At 61.1% G+C, this 19,676-nt stretch carries 16 protein-coding genes and 1 tRNA gene; 12 read left to right on the forward strand and 5 right to left on the reverse strand.

Features of this window, described 5'->3' with window-relative positions; all coding sequences use genetic code 11:
• The first annotated feature begins 19 nt into the window (after positions 1-19).
• The gene (locus tag CJ178_RS06950; protein WP_033230829.1) at positions 20-541 is read left to right on the forward strand and encodes a 2'-5' RNA ligase family protein; all 522 of its coding nucleotides are present in this window, start codon (positions 20-22) and stop codon (positions 539-541) included.
• Here the strand turns inward: CJ178_RS06950 and CJ178_RS06955 are convergent.
• Positions 486-1,415, reverse strand: coding sequence for a DMT family transporter (locus CJ178_RS06955; RefSeq protein ID WP_095886417.1), 930 nt, complete (start codon positions 1,413-1,415; stop codon positions 486-488). The genes CJ178_RS06950 and CJ178_RS06955 overlap by 56 nt on opposite strands.
• A 213-nt stretch (positions 1,416-1,628) precedes the next feature.
• Between CJ178_RS06955 and CJ178_RS06965 the strand changes: the two genes are divergently transcribed.
• Positions 1,629-2,630, forward strand: coding sequence for a helix-turn-helix domain-containing protein (locus CJ178_RS06965; RefSeq protein ID WP_045070043.1), 1,002 nt, complete (start codon positions 1,629-1,631; stop codon positions 2,628-2,630).
• Between the two features lie 155 nt (positions 2,631-2,785).
• Positions 2,786-6,100, forward strand: a complete 3,315-nt coding sequence (locus CJ178_RS06970) for a protein kinase domain-containing protein (RefSeq protein WP_095886418.1) — start codon at positions 2,786-2,788, stop codon at positions 6,098-6,100.
• Between the two features lie 379 nt (positions 6,101-6,479).
• Here CJ178_RS06970 and CJ178_RS06980 read toward each other — a convergent pair whose 3' ends face one another.
• Entirely contained in the window at positions 6,480-6,998 is a 519-nt protein-coding gene (locus CJ178_RS06980) for a C40 family peptidase (protein WP_051730183.1), read from the reverse strand.
• A gap of 422 nt (positions 6,999-7,420) precedes the next feature.
• Here CJ178_RS06980 and trxA point away from each other — a divergent pair, with 422 nt between their 5' ends.
• Positions 7,421-7,792: a thioredoxin gene (trxA, locus tag CJ178_RS06985; protein WP_033230835.1), complete on the forward strand. Its 372-nt coding sequence runs from the start codon at positions 7,421-7,423 to the stop codon at positions 7,790-7,792.
• Between the two features lie 68 nt (positions 7,793-7,860).
• Here the strand turns inward: trxA and polA are convergent, their stop codons facing one another.
• Positions 7,861-10,608, reverse strand: coding sequence for a DNA polymerase I (gene polA, locus CJ178_RS06990; protein ID WP_095886419.1), 2,748 nt, complete (start codon positions 10,606-10,608; stop codon positions 7,861-7,863).
• Positions 10,609-10,888: 280 nt separating this feature from the next.
• On the opposite strand from polA, the gene CJ178_RS06995 reads away from it, so the two are divergent.
• From CJ178_RS06995 to CJ178_RS07010, 4 genes are read left to right on the forward strand one after another with little or no spacing between them, the layout of a single operon-like run.
• A complete protein-coding gene (locus CJ178_RS06995) occupies positions 10,889-12,199 on the forward strand; it encodes a branched-chain amino acid ABC transporter permease (RefSeq protein ID WP_267951265.1) in 1,311 nt (436 codons plus the stop codon).
• A gap of 6 nt (positions 12,200-12,205) precedes the next feature.
• Complete coding sequence (locus tag CJ178_RS07000) at positions 12,206-13,195, forward strand: branched-chain amino acid ABC transporter permease (RefSeq protein ID WP_033230837.1); 990 nt, start codon at positions 12,206-12,208, stop codon at positions 13,193-13,195.
• Entirely contained in the window at positions 13,188-14,216 is a 1,029-nt protein-coding gene (locus tag CJ178_RS07005; protein ID WP_033230838.1) for an ABC transporter ATP-binding protein, read from the forward strand. Before CJ178_RS07000 ends, CJ178_RS07005 begins: the two co-directional genes overlap by 8 nt.
• On the forward strand, positions 14,213-15,019 hold the full coding sequence (locus CJ178_RS07010; RefSeq protein ID WP_033230839.1) for an ABC transporter ATP-binding protein: 807 nt from the start codon (positions 14,213-14,215) through the stop codon (positions 15,017-15,019). Before CJ178_RS07005 ends, CJ178_RS07010 begins: the two co-directional genes overlap by 4 nt.
• A gap of 62 nt (positions 15,020-15,081) precedes the next feature.
• Here the strand turns inward: CJ178_RS07010 and CJ178_RS07015 are convergent, their stop codons facing one another.
• Entirely contained in the window at positions 15,082-16,410 is a 1,329-nt protein-coding gene (locus CJ178_RS07015; RefSeq protein WP_033230840.1) for an ABC transporter substrate-binding protein, read from the reverse strand.
• Between the two features lie 192 nt (positions 16,411-16,602).
• Entirely contained in the window at positions 16,603-17,220 is a 618-nt protein-coding gene (locus CJ178_RS07020) for an ANTAR domain-containing response regulator (RefSeq protein WP_033230841.1), read from the reverse strand.
• A 107-nt stretch (positions 17,221-17,327) separates the two neighbouring features.
• Here CJ178_RS07020 and CJ178_RS07025 point away from each other — a divergent pair.
• The 4 genes from CJ178_RS07025 to CJ178_RS07040 all read left to right on the forward strand — a co-directional run bounded on the left by CJ178_RS07025 (position 17,328) and on the right by CJ178_RS07040 (position 19,476).
• Positions 17,328-17,401 (forward strand) — tRNA-Leu (locus CJ178_RS07025).
• Between the two features lie 420 nt (positions 17,402-17,821).
• Positions 17,822-18,151, forward strand: coding sequence for an ArsR/SmtB family transcription factor (locus tag CJ178_RS07030; protein ID WP_095886420.1), 330 nt, complete (start codon positions 17,822-17,824; stop codon positions 18,149-18,151).
• The gene (locus CJ178_RS07035; protein ID WP_095886421.1) at positions 18,151-18,843 is read left to right on the forward strand and encodes a cation transporter; all 693 of its coding nucleotides are present in this window, start codon (positions 18,151-18,153) and stop codon (positions 18,841-18,843) included. The genes CJ178_RS07030 and CJ178_RS07035 overlap by 1 nt, the downstream gene beginning before the upstream one ends.
• Before the next feature lie 30 nt (positions 18,844-18,873).
• The gene (locus CJ178_RS07040; RefSeq protein WP_045070057.1) at positions 18,874-19,476 is read left to right on the forward strand and encodes a methyltransferase family protein; all 603 of its coding nucleotides are present in this window, start codon (positions 18,874-18,876) and stop codon (positions 19,474-19,476) included.
• Positions 19,477-19,676: the final 200 nt, after the last annotated feature.

The following is a 19,676-nucleotide window of genomic DNA, read 5'->3' on the forward strand; positions in this document are numbered from 1 at the left end:
CGGGCAATCATTACCCATCATGGTCCAGTCGGTGGAGTTGTTACTCGGCGAGTCGAGTGAGTCGGCGATACGCGGTCAGTGGTCTGCGCTCGCTGACGCAGGTCTACCGAGTCAGGGAAAAATGGTGCGCGAGAGCAATCGACCGCACATCACGTTGTTTGTCGCGCGTGCGATTCCGCCTGAGGTCGACGAGGTCCTGACCAGACGGTTCTCGCTACCACCCTTCGAAATCAGATTGGGTGGTTACATCGTGTTCGGCGGCAGGCAGTTCGTATTGGCACGTTCTGTCATCCCGTCGAGAGCTCTCCTGCGACTTCACCGTGATGTCTTCGACGCCGCAGCCGGGTCCAGTGGTATTCCCGGGCACATCGAACCGGGTACGTGGACGCCACATGTGACGTTGGCTCGGCGGATCGAGCCGGATCAACTGGGCGGTGCGATCTCCCTACTGAGCAAGGACGTGATCGCGGGCGATTGCGGTCCGATCAGACGGTGGGACGGCGAACAGAAATTGGAGTGGTCACTGACTCCGCCGGCGTGAGCGATCGAGTTGCCCGCCTGGTGACCAGGATTCCCGCGATCACGATCAACGCTCCTAGTGGTTGATTCCAGCCGATGCTCTCGCCGAGCACTATCGCGCCGAGCGCAACGCCGACGACTGGGCTGAGATAGGTGACAGTCGAGCCAGCAGTCGGACCCCACCCCTGCACGACGTTGGTGTTCCAGATAAATGCCAATCCTGTTCCGAATGCGCCGAGAGCGATCATCGACCCGATGATTGCCGGTGTCAGGTGCATCGGCGTGTTGGCGATGACCGGCGACGCGAGCACCATGAACAATGCCCCGATGCTGATCTGCAGCAACGCGATGGTGCGGGTATCAACACCGAGCGGAAGGACGAAGCGACGGAGGTAGACAAACGAGACGCCATACGACGCGGTAGCTCCAAGACAGGCGATCTGCGCGCTGACGCTTCCACCAACTCCGATGTTCCACGGGGACAGCACAATCAGAACACCGAAGAACCCGAGCATGAGGCCTGTGGCTTTGAATCTGGTCAAGCTCTCCCCGGGCAGGAATGCGAGGGACGCCGCCATCGTCATGAGCGGTGTCGTGGCGTTGTAGATGCTGGCGAGCCCTGACGACATGCTCTGCTCGGCCCAACTGAACAACAGCCACGGAGCTACACATTGCATCGCCGCCAGAAAGGACATGTGCTTCCAGATGCGGCGGTCCTGCGGCAATCCGATCCGATTGATCGCCGAAACGATCACCAACGCCAGTGCACCGAAAACCAAGCGCCACAGGACAACTTGAGTGAAGGACAATCCTTCGAGGCCGATCTTCATGAAGAGGAAGCTTGCGCTCCACACCATCGACGCGGCGACGTACTGGAAGAGCAGGCTCGCCCTCACAAGGTGAATTCGCCGTGGGGGCTCACGTCGCGGCGAGTGTCGGGAGTGCGCCCGGTCAGAGCCAGGACGTTGAGGGTGACGAGGACGATCAGACTGACGATGATGATTGCCATGTACAAAGCTTGACGCAGTAGTACATGCAGCAATAGTGGCAGAAATGCCATACTTGAACGATTTTCTGCCACGACGTCATTTTTCTGTCAGACTCGACACATGCTCGAAAAAGTGGTGGTCCCACTGATGCCGATGACGGAGGCTTTCGAACTCGGGGTGGCCTGCGAGGTGTTCGGATTCGATCGCTCGGACGAGAACTTGCCGACGTACGATTTCTCGTTGGTCGCAGCTGTTCCAGGACCGATCCGAACCCGGTTCGGATACGGCATCGACGTTCCGTACAACCTGGACGCTCTCGACGACGCGGATCTGATCATCGTGTCGGCCGGCGGGACCTACGCCGCAGACGACGACTACATGTGCGCCCCGCGCCCCGATTCGAGCGCCGATCCGCTCCTTCTCAAACTCCAGGACGCGGTGAGCCGCGGCGCGAAGGTGGCAAGTCTGTGTACCGGCGCCTTCATATTGGGAGCGGCAGGCTTACTCGACGGAAAGCGGTGCACCACCCATTGGCGCCACGCCAAGCGATTGGCCGACGCCTATCCGGACGCCAAGGTCGATCCAGACGTGTTGTACGTCGACGAGGATCCTGTTTTCACGAGTGCCGGAACAGCTGCGGGCATCGACCTGTGTCTGCATATTGTCCGGAAAGAACAGGGCAGTCGCGTCGCGAACGGGATCGCCAGACGCATGGTTGTTCCGCCACACCGCGATGGCGGACAAGCTCAGTACGTCGCCAGTCCCCTTGCCACAGTTCCCGATACAACGCTGAGTCCGTTACTCGACTGGATGACGGCACACCTTGCCGAGAACCTCACGGTGACGCGGGTGGCTGCGCGCGCCAACATGTCGCCTCGAACCTTCGCCCGCCGTTTCCAATCTGAAACAGGTGCAACCCCGGCTCGCTGGCTCAGCGATCAACGCGTCCTCGCGGCGCAGCAATTACTCGAAAACAGTGATCTACCTGTCGACGTCATAGCCGAACGGGTGGGTTTCGGCGGTGGCGCGGTCCTTCGCCAGCACTTTCTCCGATTGCGGTGCACGACACCACAGGCTTACCGGCGAACATTCCGGGCTGTCACACAGCCCGAATCCCCGTAGGCGTGATTTTCCCTACAATCCGCGAGCAGAGTTACCCTGTAGATACTCGCCGAGAAGTGACGTGTGCATGTTCGAGCGACCGCGCTGCGGTCCGCTCGAGGCTTTCTCGGTGACGTTTACACACCGAAAGCAATTGCACCGGATCGAAGTAACTGATGATCGAGAATCATCCACCGCCGACGCAGCTCGGCGAAGTAACACAGCACGACGGACCGACACGGGCTGACCTGGTCACCGCGGAACTGACGGTGGCCGGATTCGCGGATGCCCGCGAGATCGGCCGCGGCGGATTCGGTGTGGTATTCCGTTGTTCCCAGCCCGCTCTGGACCGCGTCGTGGCTGTCAAGGTGTTGACCGGCGAATTCGACAGCGAGAATCTCGCCCGATTCCTTCGTGAACAGCGTGCGATGGGCCGATTGACCGGGCACCCGAATATTCTCAATGTCCTGTCGGTGGGCGCGACAAACAGCGGTCGGCCGTACATTGTGATGCCGTACCACCTTCAAGGTTCGATGGCAGCGTGGATCCACGCCCATGGCCGGTTCGAATGCGAGGCGGCATGTCGCCTGGGAATCAAGGTCGCGGGCGCGTTGGAAACTGCGCACCGCGCGGGGATCCTCCATCGGGACGTGAAGCCGGCCAACGTGCTTCTGAGCGACTACGGCGAACCTGAACTTGCCGATTTCGGCATTGCTCACGTGAACGGCTATCGCAACGACCGGCCGCGGGTACACGTGGTCGACGCCTTCGAAACCGCCAAGGGCATCGTCACCGGTTCGCCGGCGTTCACGGCTCCGGAGATCCTGCGCGGAGATCAGTCGGATGCCGCTGCTGACATTTACAGCCTCGGCGCGACCTTGCTCGCAGCCATTTCCGGCAGACAGGTTCCGGGCGTCGCCACCGAACCCGACCTCCCCCACGACTTACGTGTAGTCCTCGAACACGCGATGGCCGTGTATCCCGGTGACAGACCCACATCTGCCGCAGAATTCGGCGAGGAACTCAGGCAAACTCAACGCCGTCGCGGATGGTCATTGGACGAGATGGCATTGAATCCCGAACTCGGTGACCCGAATTCGAACAGCTCGAAGCCTCGCACCGCCTTTTCGCCACCACGTGGAACCGACCCCGTGTCCGGAAACGCCTCGACGCGTGGCCGAGACGACATGGGGAACCTACCGCTCGATCTGACCAGTTTCGTCGGGCGTCGCCGCGAGTTGACCGAAACGAAGAAGGCGCTGGCCGCCAACAGGCTGGTGACACTGGCCGGGGTCGGCGGTGTCGGTAAAACCAGACTTGCGCTGCAAGTTGCGAGAAGTTGCCGGCAAGCATTTCCCGACGGAGTCTGGTTGGTCGAACTGGGCGAGATCCGAGACGAGCCCCTGGTGGCCGAAACAGTGACCGCCTCCCTCGGGCTACGGAACCTCTCCGCCCGACCGGTACAGCAGACGTTGGTCGAGCACCTGCGTCCACATCGAACGTTGTTGGTGCTCGACAATTGTGAGCAGATGCTCGATGCCATTGCTGCACTGGCACAAGCGTTATTGCAGACCTGCCCGGAGCTGCGAATCCTGGCCACGAGCCGCGAACCACTCGGCATCGGCGGGGAGAGCGTGCTCCGACTGTCACCACTGACCGTCCCGGATCACGATCAAACACCCTCCCTGCAGGGATTGTCGGGATACGACGCGGTGACGTTGTTCATCGAACGTGCATGCGCTGTGCTTCCGACCTTCGCGATCACCGAGGACAACAGGGCCTCGGTGACGCAGATCTGCCATCAACTCGACGGGCTTCCACTTCCCATCGAGTTGGCGGCGGCCCGATTGCGTTCGATGTCCACCACTCAGATTCTCGAGCATCTCACTGACAGGTACCGGCTTCTGACCGGAGGCAACCGCACGGCTCCGACGCGCCAGCAAACCCTTCAGTTGTGCATGGACTGGAGTTACGAATTATGCACCCCGCTCGAACAGAAGCTGTGGGCTCGGCTGTCCGTGTTCACCGGCGGCTTCGAGTTGGATGCTGTGGAGGGAATCTGCGCTGACGAGTTGACATCGGCCGATGTGCTGGACGTGCTTGTATCGCTGATCGACAAGTCGATCCTCATTCGAGAGGAGCCGACGTCCGTGGTTCGGTATCGATTCCTCGAGACCCTGCGAGAGTACGGCGCGGAGAAATTGAAAGAATCCGGCGAAGCCGGACAATTACAACGTCGACATCGAGAGTGGTTCGAGCAGTTGGCATTACGGGCAGCAGCCGAGTGGATCGGACCCAATCAACTGGACTGGATCGATCGGTTGGGGCGGGAACAGCCGAATCTGCACGAGGCCATGGAGCTGTGCATCTCGGAATCAGGCGTAGACCATACGGAGGCTGGGCTTCGGATGGCCGTGGCAATTTTTCCGTTCTGGTTCTCCCGAGGGCTGTTCAGCGAAGCTCGACACTGGTTCGACCGAATCCTCGCGTGCGACTCCGAGACACCGACGGTCGCCCGATTGGAAGCGCTCTACGCTGACTGTCGGCTTGCATCCATCCAAGGCGACACCGAGGCGGGCGCTGCTCTTGCCGAGGAAGCGCGCGCGAGCGCGGAGTCACTGGGAAGTCCGGACGCGGATGCGCTCGCGTCGTACGCCTGCGGTGTTCTTGCCCTCTTCAGCGGCAATCCGAAGCAGGCAGTCACGGACATCTCACATGCATTCGAAGTGTTCCGCCCCGAGGACAACCTGCTAAGACATGTCTGGGCACTGAACCATCTCGGCCTGGCCTACCACCAAATTGGCGACACCAGCCGGGCCATCGCGTGCTACGAGGAGTCGCTCTCGATCACCGAACCGCTGGGCGAGATCGTGTACCGGGGACGTTCGTGCTGGAATCTCGGGCTCGCATTGTGGTCCGACGGTAACCAAGCGCGAGCGGAATCGCAGCTGAAGAAGGGGCTGACACTGGCTCGGCTCGTGGACGATCCGTTCGGTTCGGCATGGTGCATGGAAGTGCTGGCCTGGATCGCGGCAGACGCGAAGCGCTACGGACATGCCGCTGCGCTGATGGGCGCAGTGCAGACGTTATTGGACGAGATCGATACTCCGGCGATCCGTGTTCTCGGCATGACTGCCAATCACGAGGAGTGCGCACGAGTGTCAAAACTCCAGCTCGGTGCTCGAAAATTCGACACCGAGTTCACGAAGGGCGCGAAGCTGAAGATCTCGGAGGCCACGGCGTTGGCGCTCGACGAGAATCCACCGGTCACGGTTCCGTCGAACCAAATCGGACCGAGCCTGACCAAACGCGAGTCGGAAGTCGCCGACCTCGTTGCCCAAGGACTGACGAACAAAGCGATCGCCGCGAAACTGGTGATTTCGATTCGCACTGCTCAGGGACACGTCGAACATATTCTGACCAAGCTCGGGTTCAGCTCGCGTGCTCAGATCGCCGGATGGGTTGTCGAACAGGCACGAAACGTCACGTGAGGCTGAAGTGGGGAAACCGATCGCCCGGCTCCTTGCACCGAAACGCGACTCGCGACTGCTTGTCAGGCATCGCGTGCCGGACAGAATCGATCAGCGTGTACAACCACGGACCCTCATCCAACTCGACAATCGCGATGATCGGAATCCGCGCAGATGCTGACCCGCAATTCTCTCCTTGCACATATCGCCAGGAGACAATGGTGCCTGTGCCGCAGCACGGAACCGAGTGGAGAAACCGACAGCCACATTCAGGGCAGGACTGCGTCAGTGGTGCGGACAACCTTCCGCACCCATCGCAGTGCAGAATTGTCAGGCATCGAATATCTGTAGTTCGACTGTCCATCACTCTCTGCACCTCGCGACGTTGTGGGGCGTTGGATCAGTACCGGCGTGCGGCGTGGAAAGGCATCGAGTCGACCGGCGCGTACGTGACCGACTGTCCGGACGTCGGCGCGTGGACTACCGTGCCGTTGCCGGCGTAGATGCCGACGTGGTCGCCGCCGTAGTAGAGCACCAGGTCACCCGGCTGCAGGTCTCCTCGAGATACGGGGACACCACCGGCTTCCTGTGCGTAGGTCGTCCGGGGAATGGACACTCCGGCCTGCGCGTATGCCCACTGAACCAATCCGGAGCAGTCGAACGAGCTAGGTCCGGTCGCGCCCCACACGTACGGTGCCCCGACCTTCGACTCCGCCGCGCTCACCGCCTGCGATCCGGCTGACGAGTAGAACGCAACCTGCTGAACGTGCGTCGACTGAGACGGAGCCGCCAGCGGTTGAGCACTCGCGCCGGCGGTAGTCGAGGCAAAGGCTCCTGCGGTGAGTGCACCGATAATGATGGCGCTTCGAAGAATGCGGGTCAGAGCGGCGTTGGTTCGAGAGGTTGTGCGTACAGCCATGAGCTTGTGGATTTCCCTTCAGGATGTCCCGCTGCCCGATCGGGTTGCGGCGATGCCCACAACTCTGTCGGCGGTTCGCGCTCCTGCCTTCCGCTGAACTGCCCATGGCATACCTGTTTCGGTTTTCCGCCCGGAACCACGTAATTTATGTGCCGCGCGTCACCCGATGCCACAAATTTGGCGCAGATCTTCAGACCTACGAGTTCGATCAACCCCAGGAAAATATGCATTCATGCTGGTAAATGCACTGACAAGGCTCTTCAGATAGGCGCACGTAGGTACCTGACCGGGTACATCGGCCCCGTCCACGCGGCCTCGTACGCAATCCGGTCGGCGCCGCAGGGAAGAATTGGCGATTCCTCGGCGTTGGACAGACCAACAGCTGCTGCTTCACAGCGCACCGAACTATGGAAAGGACCCTCGTGGCCACCCAGACACTCACCCAGGCAAACTTCGACGAAACCATCAACGGCAGCGATGTCGTGCTCGTGGACTTCTGGGCTTCGTGGTGCGGCCCGTGCCGCCAGTTCGCTCCCACTTTCGAGGCTTCCGCGGACAAGCACTCCGACGTTGTCCATGCGAAGGTCGACACCGAGGCCGAGCAGGGTATCGCCGCAGCGGCGAACATCCGCTCCATCCCGACGATCATGGCTTTCCGTGAAGGTGTCCTCGTGTTCAACCAGGCCGGCGCTCTGCCCGCCCCCGCGCTCGAGGATCTGATCACTCAGGTCAAGGCGCTCGACATGGACGAGGTTCGCAAGCAGATCGCAGAGCAGTCGGCTTCCGCCGAGTAACTCTCAAAACAAAAAGTGGCGCAGGGCAATCGAATTCGATTGCCCTGCGCCACTTTTCATCGAAAACCTCAGTGAGCGGCGCTGTCCCAACTGCGGCCGGTGCCGACCGACACATCAAGCGGAACGGACAGCTCGATAGCTGTGGACATCTTGTCCTTTACCAAGGCTGTGACCTCCTCGAGCTCGGAAGCCACGACCTCGAGTACCAACTCGTCGTGAACCTGCAACAGCATCCGCGACTCGAGTTCCGCATCGGCAAGTGCCTTCTGGACGTTGATCATCGCGACCTTGATGATGTCGGCTGCCGTGCCCTGAATGGGCGCATTGAGTGCGGCGCGCTCGGCAACCTCGCGGCGCTGACGGTTGTCGCTGTTGAGATCGGGCAGGTAGCGACGACGGCCGTAGAGCGTCGAGGTGTAGCCGTCCTTTCGAGCCTGCTCGACCACTGCGTGGAGGTAGTCACGTACTCCGCCGAATCGCGCGAAGTAGGCATCCATCTGCTGCTTTGCCTCTTCGGTCGAAATCTTGAGTTGTGACGCCAAACCGTATGCACTGAGTCCGTAGGCAAGTCCGTACGACATCGCCTTGACCCGACGACGCAATTCCGGGGTGACCTCCTCGATCGGCACACCGAATGCGCGCGAACCGACAAAGCTGTGCAGGTCCTCACCGGTGTTGAATGCCTCGATGAGTCCTTCGTCGCCCGACACGTGGGCCATGATCCGCATTTCGATCTGGCTGTAGTCGGCGGTCAGCAGAACGTCGAAGCCGTTGCCGACCACAAAACCGTCGCGGATCTCGCGTCCCGCTTGGTTGCGCACGGGAATGTTCTGCAGGTTGGGATCGGTGGAAGAAAGGCGTCCGGTTGCGGCGACGGTCTGGTTGAACGTGGTGTGGATCCGCCCGTCCTCGGCGACCGACTTGAGCAGCCCGTCCACGGTGACCTTCATGCGTGTTGCGTCGCGGTGCGCGAGAAGGTGCTCGAGGAACGGGTGCCCCGTCTTGTCGAACAGGCCCTGCAACGCCTCGGCGTCTGTGGTGTACCCGGTCTTGGTCTTCTTGGTCTTGGGCATGTCGAGATCCTCGAACAGCACAACTTGCAGCTGCTTCGGGGAGCCGAGATTGATCTGCTTGTCGATCACTGCATACGCCGAGTTGGCGGCGTCGGAGACTTCGGAGGCGAACCGGCTCTGGAGATCGTGCAGATGCGCGGTGTCGACCGCGATACCGGTTGCCTCGATCTGAGCGAGTTCGATTGTCAACGGCAACTCCATGTCCGAGAGCAGTGACGTCGACTCGATCGACTCGAGTTCATTGTCGAGCGCCTGTGCAAGGTCGAGCACGGCCTGGGCGCTGAGCATCGCCGTTTCCGCCGCTTCGGCGTCGAGCTGATCAGTGTCATCGAGCAGCGAAAGCTGTTCCTGCCCCGACGATTCGGCACGCAGTTCACGCTTGAGGTAACGGAGCGAGAGGTCGTCGAGATTGAAGGAACGCTGACCCGGACGCACCAAATAGGCCGCGAGCGCGGTGTCGCTGGTCAATCCACCCAAGGTCCACCCGCGTCCACGCAAGGCGTGAATTGCCCACTTGGCCTCGTGCACAGCCTTGGGCGCAGACACATCGGCGAGCCAATCACCCAGCGCTGCTTCGTCTTCCGCAGTAGCCGAGGTGGTGGAGATGTAGGCACACTCGCCGTCAGATGCAGCGATGGCAAGCGCTGTGACGTCTCCAGCGAACGTGCTGCGCGTTCCGAGGACGGTGACTCCGTGGCGGGATCCGGTACGCGCGTGTGCGTCCAGCCACTCCGCCACCGCACCCGGCGCAAGTGCGTCGCCGCTGACCTCGAAACCCTCTTCTGCTTCGGGCTCGGAAGATGACAGGGTCGCAAACAGGCGATCTCGGAGAACCTTGAACTCGAGGTCGTCGAACAACGCATGGATCTTCTCGCGATCCCACGGAGCCAGAACCAACTGCTCCGGTGTGTACGGCAGCGGCACGTCGCGGATCATCTCGGTGAGCTGACGGTTCAGCAACACGTTGGCGAGGTTCTCCCGCAACGAATCGCCCACCTTGCCCCGGACCTTGTCGACGTTGTCGACCAAACCCTGAAGGTCTCCGTATTCGCGAATCCACTTGGTAGCGGTCTTCTCCCCTACTCCAGGAATGCCGGGAAGATTGTCACTCGGGTCGCCGCGCAGCGCCGCGAAATCGGGGTACTGAGCCGGTGACAGGTTGTACTTCTCCTCGACCGCGTCCGGCGTGAACCTGGTGAGCTCCGACACGCCCTTCTTCGGATACAGCACCGTCACGTTCTCCGTGACCAATTGAAGCGAGTCGCGGTCGCCCGTGACAACGAGTACGCGGTACCCGAGCGCTTCGGCTTGCGTCGTCAACGTGGCGATGACGTCATCGGCTTCGAAGCCGTCCTCGGCCATGACCGGAATCCCCATGGCGCCGAGGACGTCCTTGGTGATGTCGATTTGCCCCTTGAACTCGTCCGGAGCCTTGGCTCGTTGCGCCTTGTATTCCGGAAACAACTCGGCGCGGAACGTCTGACGGGAGACGTCGAAGGCAGCTGCCAAGTGGGTGGGCTGTTCGTCACGGAGCAGATTGATCAGCATCGACGTGAAGCCGTACACCGCATTGGTGGTTTGACCACTCTGTGTCTTGAAGTTTTCCGCGGGCAACGCGTAGAAGGCACGAAATGCCAGAGAATGCCCGTCGAGAAGCATCAAAAGAGGACGATCGTCTGCCTTGCCGGATGTACCGGTAGCGGCGGTGGACGTGCTGGACCGAGTCGTGGTTGCGGGGCTCACGGTTCATCAGTCTAGGGATTCGGACCGACACACATGCCGCCCACGGTCCTTTACGCAGGAACCAGCCCGAAATCAGGTCAATCGCCCCTGCGCGCGGCTTCGATACGGAACCGAAACATGCCGGAAATCGCAGAACCCCGTCTGAAGCGAACAGAGCCGTTAGAGTCCGGAAATCGCAGCAACGGGCTGACACCTCGCTGACTGCGCGGCAACCTTGTCCCGACCCGCTCGGAGGACGTACGTGGCCCCACCCGTAGTGAAACGGCATACCCTCGCCACATTGAGCCGAATCCTGGCCTTTGCCCTGCTCGTGATAGTTGCTGTACTCACATTCGCCGCAACCGCGTCGGCGCAGGAACCGACCGATACCCCCGAATCTCCGACCGTATCCACCGCACCGGCAGTGCCGGCCAATGCCGTTCCCGTCAGTGGCAATCTCAACAACGGTGGAACGCGACTCGAAGGAGTGACCGTTCGCGCTCTCGATTCGTCCGGCACCGAAGTCGCAACCGGCGTATCCGCCCAGAACGGCCGCTGGGAATTGGCGGTTGCGCCGGGTGTCTACACATTCGAAATTGTTGCCGACACCCTGCCGGACGGGGTGAGCGTGCAGGCCACCGTCGAACGCGAAGTGGTCGCCGGCCGCGCGAACACCGTGATCTTCTCGTTCGGCGAAGTGCGCACCGCCTCCAATGTGAGCTTCGGCGAAAAACTCATCAGAACTACCGTCGACGGTCTCCGCTTCGGACTCGTGATTGCCATCGCCGGTGTCGGATTGAGCCTGATCTACGGAACCACCGGGCTGACCAACTTCGCACACGGTGAGATGGTGACGCTGGGCGCCGTCGCCGCATGGGCATTCAACACCTCGGTCGGCATCCCCCTGATACCGGCGACGGTGCTCGCCATCCTCGTCGGCATCGGCATCGGCTTGCTCACCAACGGGATCGTGTGGAAACCCTTGCGTAAACGCAAGACCGGACTGATCGCGCAGTTGGTGGTCTCGATCGGTCTTGCCATCGCCTTGCGCTACCTGATTCTGATCTTCTTTTCCGATCGCGCCGAACCCTTCGACGACTACCAAGGTCAGGTCGAGAAGAACTGGGGACCGATCGCACTGACCGACGCCAATGCCGCTGTCATGGTGGTCAGCCTGATCGTGTTGGTCGGCGTGGCACTACTTCTGCAGAAGACGCGCATCGGCAAGGCGATGCGCGCCGTCTCCGACAACCGCGATCTCGCCGCGTCGTCCGGCATCAACGTCGAACGCGTGATCATGTTCGTCTGGGGACTGGGCGGCGGATTGGCCGCCCTCGGCGGCGTCTTGTTCGGCATCTCCGAACTCGGCGGCCGTGTCCAGTGGGAAATGGGCTTCAAACTCCTGCTCCTGATGTTCGCCGGTATCACTCTCGGCGGACTCGGCACCGCCTACGGCGCGCTTCTCGGGTGCGTCATAGTCGGTCTGCTGGTTCAGCTTTCGACGCTGATCATCAACCCCGACCTCAAATACATCGGCGGGCTTCTCGTCTTGATCGTGATCCTCGTGGTTCGCCCCCAGGGCATCCTCGGATCCAGACAACGGATCGGGTGAGTGGATATGGACATCATGGGAGCACTCCAGGTCTCCTTCGCCCAGTTCATCGGGCCGTCGGCGATCTTCTACGCATTGTTGGCCATCGGCCTCAACCTGCACTTCGGGTATGCCGGACTGCTGAACTTCGGCCAGATCGGCTTTGCCCTGCTCGGCGGTTACGGCGTCGGCATCATGACGGTGACGTACGACCAACCGCTATGGCTGGGAATCATCGTCGGACTGACCGCCGCCGGCCTTCTCGCGTTGGTCCTCGGCATACCGACTCTTCGCCTTCGCGCGGACTATCTCGCCATCGTCACCATTGCCGCTGCGGAAATCCTGCGACTGATCTTCCGGTCAACGGCATCGGACTCCGTCACCGGATCAACCAACGGACTCTTCAGCTTTGCCGAACCCTTCACCTCACTGAGCCCGTTCGATTCCGCAAAGCAGTACTCGTTCCTCGGCGTGAAGTTCTACGGCGACGACCTGTGGTCGATGGTCGTGGGATGGACCCTCGTGCTGATCCTCTGCGGGATCGTCTACCTGCTCAGCCACAGTCCATGGGGTCGTGTCCTCAAAGCAGTCCGCGAGGACGAGGACGCGGCACGGTCGCTGGGAAAGAACGTCTTCGTGTACAAGATGCAGGCGTTGGTCATCGGTGGCGTGATCGGCGGTATGGCCGGAGTCTTCAACGCTCTACAGACCAAATCCATCAACCCCGATTTCTACTCGACGGCTCAGACCTTCTTCGCGTTCGGAGCGTTGATTCTGGGCGGTGCCGCAACGGTATTCGGCCCGGTCGTGGGAGCGATGCTGTTCTGGTTCCTCCTCGCCATCCCCGACGCATTGCTCCGTCAGGCGATCTCGGGCGAGAACCCGCTCCTGTCTTTGACGGAACAGCAGGTCGGCGCGACGCGCTACGTACTACTGGGTTTGATGATCGCTCTCCTGATGGTGTTCCGGCCGCAGGGAATACTGGGTAACAAGCGGGAGGTGCAACTCAATGCTTGACGCCGAGACACGAGCACAGATCTTTGCCGACGTCCCCCACGTTCCGGGATCGGCCAAACCCGACCCGGTGTTGGTGGCCGACAAGGTGTCGCGGACGTTCGGTGGCCTCAAGGCCGTCGACGTCGACCATCTCGAAATCCAACGCGGATGTATCACCGGGCTGATCGGTCCTAACGGCGCCGGGAAAACCACGCTGTTCAACCTTCTCACCGGCTTCGATCGACCGGACACCGGAACATGGTCGATGGACGGTCAGTCCTTGGGACGCATGTATCCCCATCAGGTGGCACGTAAAGGCGTGGTCCGCACGTTCCAGCTGACCAAGGCGCTGTCGAAACTGACGGTGCTCGACAATGTTCGGCTCGGAGCCACCGGGCAACGCGGCGAACGAATCTTCACGTCGCTGCTGCCCTGGACCTGGAAGGCACAGGAACGCGAGATCACCGAGCGCGCCCGCGAACTTCTCGGACGATTCAAGCTCGACACCAAAGCCGACGACCTTGCCGGTTCACTGTCAGGCGGGCAACGCAAACTCCTCGAAATGGCACGGGCACTGATGACGGAACCATCCGTCGTGATGCTCGACGAGCCCATGGCAGGCGTCAATCCCGCACTGACACAGAGCCTGCTCGGGCACATCAAATCGCTACGCGACGACGGTATGACGGTCGTCTTCGTCGAACACGACATGGACGTGATTCGTGACATCAGCGATTGGGTGGTCGTCATGGCTCAGGGCAGCGTCATCGCCGAGTCGACGCCGGACGAATTGTCGTCCAACACAGCAGTCGTCGACGCCTATCTGGGAAGTCATCACGATCAGGCCCTCGAATTCGACGACGAGGGCAACCCTGTGGGCGACACCGCCGTTCTCGCGGCCGCTCTGGCCGAGGCCGAAGTCGAGACGCTCGAAGCCGGCGGTGATCTGTCGGAGCCGGATCTGGGGAACCTACCGGTCGAGGTTGTCGAGGTGCTCGAATCCAGTCCGGAGGAATCGCGCGGAAGGCACGAGAAGCCATGAGCGAGAACGAAGCACGGTCACTCACCCCCGCTGAATTTGCCGCAACTCCCGAGGAACACGCACGCCTGTCGGCGGGTGCGCTGCTTCGCGCGGACAGCGTGGTGGCCGGCTACATTCCCGGCGTCAACATCCTGCGTGAATGCAACTTCTTCCTGAAGGAAGGCGAAATCGTCGGCATCATCGGGCCGAACGGCGCCGGCAAGTCGACGCTGCTCAAATCGCTGTTCGGGCTCATCCCCGTCCGCGAAGGCTCGGTCACTCTCCGGGAGGACAACATCACGTCCGCTCCCGCACACGTACTCGTCCAGAAGGGAGTCGGATACGTTCCCCAGACTCAGAACGTCTTCCAGTCCTTGACTATCGAAGAGAACCTCGAAATGGGAATCTATCTGCGTCCCAAGTCCTTCGCGGAGCGGTTCGCTTTTGTCAGTGACCTGTTCCCACTTCTGAGCGAACGCCGAAAGGTCAAGGCCGGCGCGCTCTCCGGCGGAGAACGTCAGATGGTCGCGATGGGCCGGGCCCTGATGATGGATCCGTCGGTGTTGCTCCTCGACGAACCGTCTGCCGGCTTGTCACCGATGTTCCAGGACGAAGTGTTCATCCGCTGCAAGAAGATCAATGCAGCCGGTGTTTCGGTGATCATGGTCGAGCAGAATGCGCGCCGGTGCCTGCAGATCTGCGATCGGGGGTACGTGCTGGATCAGGGCAAGAATGCGTACACCGATACGGGAGCCAACCTCATGAACGACCCCAAGGTGATCGAGTTGTACCTCGGAACGCTGGCCGGCAGCAAGGAGAAGTAACCACGACAGAAAAGGTGGGCCAGGGTCTTCGAGACCCTGGCCCACCTTCGTGTGTTGATCTGCTATTTACCGACGACCACAAACCCCTCGGTGGTCAGAGTGTTCGTAGGTCCGAACACCAACTTGCCGTACGAACCGATGGACGGCTCGCCCGAGTCGTTGAAGTCGAGTTCACCGGTGATGCCGTCGTAGTCGATGTCGGTTCCCGCCTTCACGAGCGGTAGGCACTCCGCGTACGACGTGCACTTGGTGCCGCCCTCGGTGACGCTGTTGATGTTGGCGGCGATATCGACGCCTGCCGTCGACTTTGCCTGCTCCGCCGCGAGGGCCGAGATCACCACGGCGTCGTAAGACTCACCCGCGTAGTTGAAGTCGATCAAAGCGCTGTTGACAGCCTTCAGCCGATCCTGGAACGCGGCTCCCACATCCGTCAGCGGCGTAGTGCCCTGCATGGTGTCGAGCAGCGGCGTCGCAACGGCTTCACCGAGTGCGTTACCCATGTTGCCGTCGACGCCGTACAGCGCCATTCCGTCGGACGGTCCGATGCCCACCTCGTGCATGCGGGTGATGATCTTCGCTGATTCCTCGAAGCCCACCAACGCCACGGCGTCCGGATTGAAGTTCTTGATCTGATCGACCTCGGAGTTGAACGACTGCGCGTTGGGGTCGTAGATGATCTTCTCGACCTGATCCGACGGAACGCCGGAGTCGATCAGATTCTTCTGGATGTTGTCGGCGAGACCCGTGCCGTAGGGGTCGTTCATAGCCAGGATGGCTACGCGCTGTCCACCGTCGTCTGAAATGAGCTGTGCGACTGCTTGAGCCTGCAGTACGTCCGTGGGAGCGGTGCGGAAGTACATCCCCTTGTCGGGGTAGCAGACAAACTGGTCGGAGGTATTGGCCGGGGAGAACATGACAACGCCCGCACTTGCGATCTTGTCGATCACCTTCAATGACACGGACGACGACGCCGCACCGACAATCACCTGGGTGCCTGCCGCCAATTCGCGGTCAACCGTGGTGTTGGCCGTGTCCGTGGTCGTATCGCCGGAATCGCCGGGGATCAACTGGACTGGCTGTCCGAGTACACCTCCCGCTGCGTTGACGTCGTTGACGCCGAGTTGCGTACCGGCAACCATCGGCGGGCCCAGGAAGGACAGACTTCCCGTGTCCGGCAACAAGGTTCCGATGCGCAGAGGGTCGGTGGACGGTGTAGTGCCTGCCGTGGCCTGTTGCGGCGTGCAATCCGTCGAGACGGTTGTTGCCGCTGCTGAGCCGGACGTGGTGGTGCCCGATGACGAACTGTCGGAGTCGTCCGAGCTACAGCCTGCCAATGCCAATGCTGCAACGCCGAGAACTGCGGCAGTGCGCACAAGTGTTCGTCTAGCCATCCCACGCTCCTTAGATCAGCCGGTGCTCGCGTCAACCGAAACGACGCTCGCTGTGGGAAAAGACGCTAGACCTCGAAACCGTATCGCGATCCGACAAGAAAGCCCTGTGACCTGACTGTTACCTGATGGCCTCGACAATTTACACAACCGTGCCGAATGCGCGGTTTAATCGGCACCACGAGCGCACCGGGCTCAGGCGTCAGGTTCACCGCCCAAGGTCTCGATCACGACCAGGGCGACGGCCTTCATCGTGGAGCGGCGGTCCATGGCAGCGCGCTGGATCCATTTGAACGCCTCTGGTTCGGTGAGTGCCTGGCGCACCATCAACACACTCTTCGCCCGCTCGATCAGCTTGCGCGCCTCCAAGCGGTCGGACAGATCCGCGACTTCCCGTTCCAGCGCAGTAACCTCACGAAACCTGCTGACGGCCAATTCAACGGCCGGCACAAGATCGGAAATCGAGAAAGGTTTGACCAGATATGCCATGGCGCCCGCGTCCCGCGCTCGCTCCACCAATTCACGCTGACTGAATGCTGTGAGAATGACCACAGGAGCAATTCGCTTCGCCGCAATCTCCGAAGCGGCATCAATACCGTCGCGCCTGGGCATTTTCACGTCCATGATCACAAGATCGGGCTTGAGTTCCTCCGCAAGTTCGACCGCAACCTGACCGTCGCCGGCCTCGCCGACAACGTCGTAGCCCTCTTCGCGGAGCATCTCGACCAGATCCATCCGGATCAACGCTTCGTCCTCGGCAACAACAACTCGACGTGATTTGCTCTGATTGCCTTGCAGCTCTAGCGAATTCATGGCCACCACCCTCCTCGATCGAACCGCCCCGACACGAGGCGCGAACATTTAGAGGGTACCGGTGTTTGACATTCGAATCGCATCTTCTAATGTAGTCATCGCAACAAGCCCTCGTATCCCAATTGGCAGAGGAAACGGATTCAAAACCCGTCCAGTGTGAGTTCGAGTCTCACCGAGGGCACCGAAAGGTGCGGGCTAGCGCGAATTTCAGTCTTATATTCCCAACGGGGTTCTAGGACCTCAGTTCGCAGTACATCGAGAAATTCGATTCAGTCCGCTAAAGCCTTGATCCGATCTTCATCATGTCGAGCAGCCGATGCATCAAGTTCATCGGGAAACAGTCGTCCGCATCGGTCAAATCTCAGCATTGCGCTCTTATGCCCAGCAATCCCTTGAACAACTGTGACTTTCGCACCTGACTTGATCGCCAACGTTGCCGCGCTATGACGTAGCTCATACGGAACTCGCCAGGTGTCAGTCAACCTCGGCCGCCCACTCGCCATGGCAAGACGAAATTCGCAAGCACACCTCTGCCCTCGATTACTGAAACCATACAGATACAGCCTTTTCTGAATACAGAAACATCTGTACTATTGAAAGGGTGAAGACCGCAATCCACGCCGATGCCCTGTCGAGGTTCGGTTACGCCCTATCGGATTCGACGCGCACCCAAATCTTGTTGAGCCTGCGCACTACTCCGGGTTACCCGTCCGAGATGGCGGAAAAGATCGGGGTGTCGCGCCAGATTCTGTCCAACCACTTGGCTTGTTTGCGCGGATGCGGCCTGGTCGTTGCTGTCCCGGAGGGCAGACGCAGCCGCTATGAGCTCGCCGACCCTCGCATCGGCAGAGCGCTCGACGACCTCGTGGGCTTGGTCCTGGCCGTCGACCCGGACTGCTGTCCAGCCTCCGAGACCGAAGACTGCTGCTGATGGAGACCCCGCTAGGCATGCCGTCCCGGACCTCAGCGATACTGCCGCCCCACCGAAAGGCTTTGCTGTCGCGGCGGATTCGGCGGTTTGTCGCGGCGACGATCACCTACAACGTGATCGAGGCGGCAATAGCTCTCACCGAGGGAACGCGTGTGTCGTCGACCGCGCTCATCGGGTTCGGACTGGACTCGGTGATCGAGGTGTCCTCTGCCGCCGCGGTTGCCTGGCAGTTCGCCGGCCGCAACCCCGAAGCGCGGGAGAAGGTCGCGCTACGGATCATCGCGTTCTCCTTCTTCGCTCTCGCTACCTACGTCACCGCCGACGCCGTCCGGGCCCTGACAGGATTCGGCGAAGCGCAGCACTCCCCGATCGGGATCGGTTTGGCTGCAGCCAGTCTCGCGATCATGCCGGTGCTGTCCTACGCGCAGCGCCGCGCCGGCCGTGAGCTCGGGTCACTCTCCGCGGTCGCCGACTCCAAGCAGACCCTGCTCTGCACCTACCTGTCTGCGGTCCTGCTTGTGGGGCTACTTCTCAACAGCCTGTTCGGCTGGTCGTGGGCCGACCCTGTCGCCGGCCTCGTGATCGCCGTTCTCGCAGTCAAAGAAGGCCTCAACGCCTGGAAAGGCGATACCTGCTGCCCCACGCCGACAACAACCATGAAGTCAGCAGCGGGCCGCGACTGCTGCGACTGACCACACACCACAGATGAGGAAAGATCTGAGATGGCTGTGACCGCGCTCGTGTTCTACGCCCTGTTCGGGGTCCTCGGTTTCGGCTGGCGCAGCGCGCTGCAGTACCAACGGACCGGCTCGACCGGATTCCGCGGCGTCACCGGACGACTCGGCTCGCTGGAATGGATCGCCGGCACCGGATTCGTCGTCGCGATAGCCCTTGGCGTCGTTGCACCCGCACTGCAACTCGCCGCAGTGCTGCACCCGATCGGCGTACTCACCACTCCGGCTGTCCAGACGATGGGGATCGCGCTCGCGCTGGCCGGAATCGTCGGCACGCTCTACGCACAGAACCAGATGGGTGAATCCTGGCGCATCGGCGTCGATCCGACCGAGACAACCGATCTAGTCCACACCGGGGTTTTCGGAATCGTCCGCAATCCCATCTTCACCGCCATGCTCGTCTTCGGTGCCGGCATCATGCTCCTCACACCGAACCCACTCGCGCTTATCGGCTTCGCGCTGCTGCTCGCCACCATAGAACTGCAAGTGCGGGTCGTCGAAGAGCCCTACCTCCGCGACCGCCACGGCGACACCTACCGCACCTACAGCCGCACTGTCGGCAGATTCGTACCCCGGGTCGGTCTCACCTGACGGACATCCATTACCAACATCCGGCACCAACGTCTCGGGCACCAACGCCACCGAAATTCGCAATCCGCGTACGCGTCATCCACGGAGCCGATAAGTTTCCCCCATGCGGCACCGATACCTGGTTGCGTGCTGCGGAGCACTCTTGTCCGCCGCGACACTTACTGGTTGCCAAAGCCAATCCGAATCTCCGCAACCAGGTT

Source organism: Rhodococcus sp. ACPA4 (assembly GCF_002300185.1).
GTDB lineage: Bacteria > Actinomycetota > Actinomycetes > Mycobacteriales > Mycobacteriaceae > Rhodococcus_F > Rhodococcus_F globerula.

What these genes read in the sequence shown, in the direction of transcription:
- CJ178_RS07020 (WP_033230841.1), bottom strand. Translation starts at nt 17,220, where the DNA reads ATGAATTCGCTAGAGCTGCAAGGCAATCAGAGCAAATCACGTCGAGTT.
- CJ178_RS07035 (WP_095886421.1), top strand. Translation starts at nt 18,151, where the DNA reads ATGGAGACCCCGCTAGGCATGCCGTCCCGGACCTCAGCGATACTGCCG.
- CJ178_RS06965 (WP_045070043.1), top strand. Translation starts at nt 1,629, where the DNA reads ATGCTCGAAAAAGTGGTGGTCCCACTGATGCCGATGACGGAGGCTTTC.
- CJ178_RS07005 (WP_033230838.1), top strand. Translation starts at nt 13,188, where the DNA reads ATGCTTGACGCCGAGACACGAGCACAGATCTTTGCCGACGTCCCCCAC.
- CJ178_RS07000 (WP_033230837.1), top strand. Translation starts at nt 12,206, where the DNA reads ATGGACATCATGGGAGCACTCCAGGTCTCCTTCGCCCAGTTCATCGGG.
- CJ178_RS07010 (WP_033230839.1), top strand. Translation starts at nt 14,213, where the DNA reads ATGAGCGAGAACGAAGCACGGTCACTCACCCCCGCTGAATTTGCCGCA.
- CJ178_RS07015 (WP_033230840.1), bottom strand. Translation starts at nt 16,410, where the DNA reads ATGGCTAGACGAACACTTGTGCGCACTGCCGCAGTTCTCGGCGTTGCA.
- CJ178_RS07040 (WP_045070057.1), top strand. Translation starts at nt 18,874, where the DNA reads ATGGCTGTGACCGCGCTCGTGTTCTACGCCCTGTTCGGGGTCCTCGGT.
- CJ178_RS06980 (WP_051730183.1), bottom strand. Translation starts at nt 6,998, where the DNA reads ATGGCTGTACGCACAACCTCTCGAACCAACGCCGCTCTGACCCGCATT.
- CJ178_RS06950 (WP_033230829.1), top strand. Translation starts at nt 20, where the DNA reads ATGGTCCAGTCGGTGGAGTTGTTACTCGGCGAGTCGAGTGAGTCGGCG.
- CJ178_RS06970 (WP_095886418.1), top strand. Translation starts at nt 2,786, where the DNA reads ATGATCGAGAATCATCCACCGCCGACGCAGCTCGGCGAAGTAACACAG.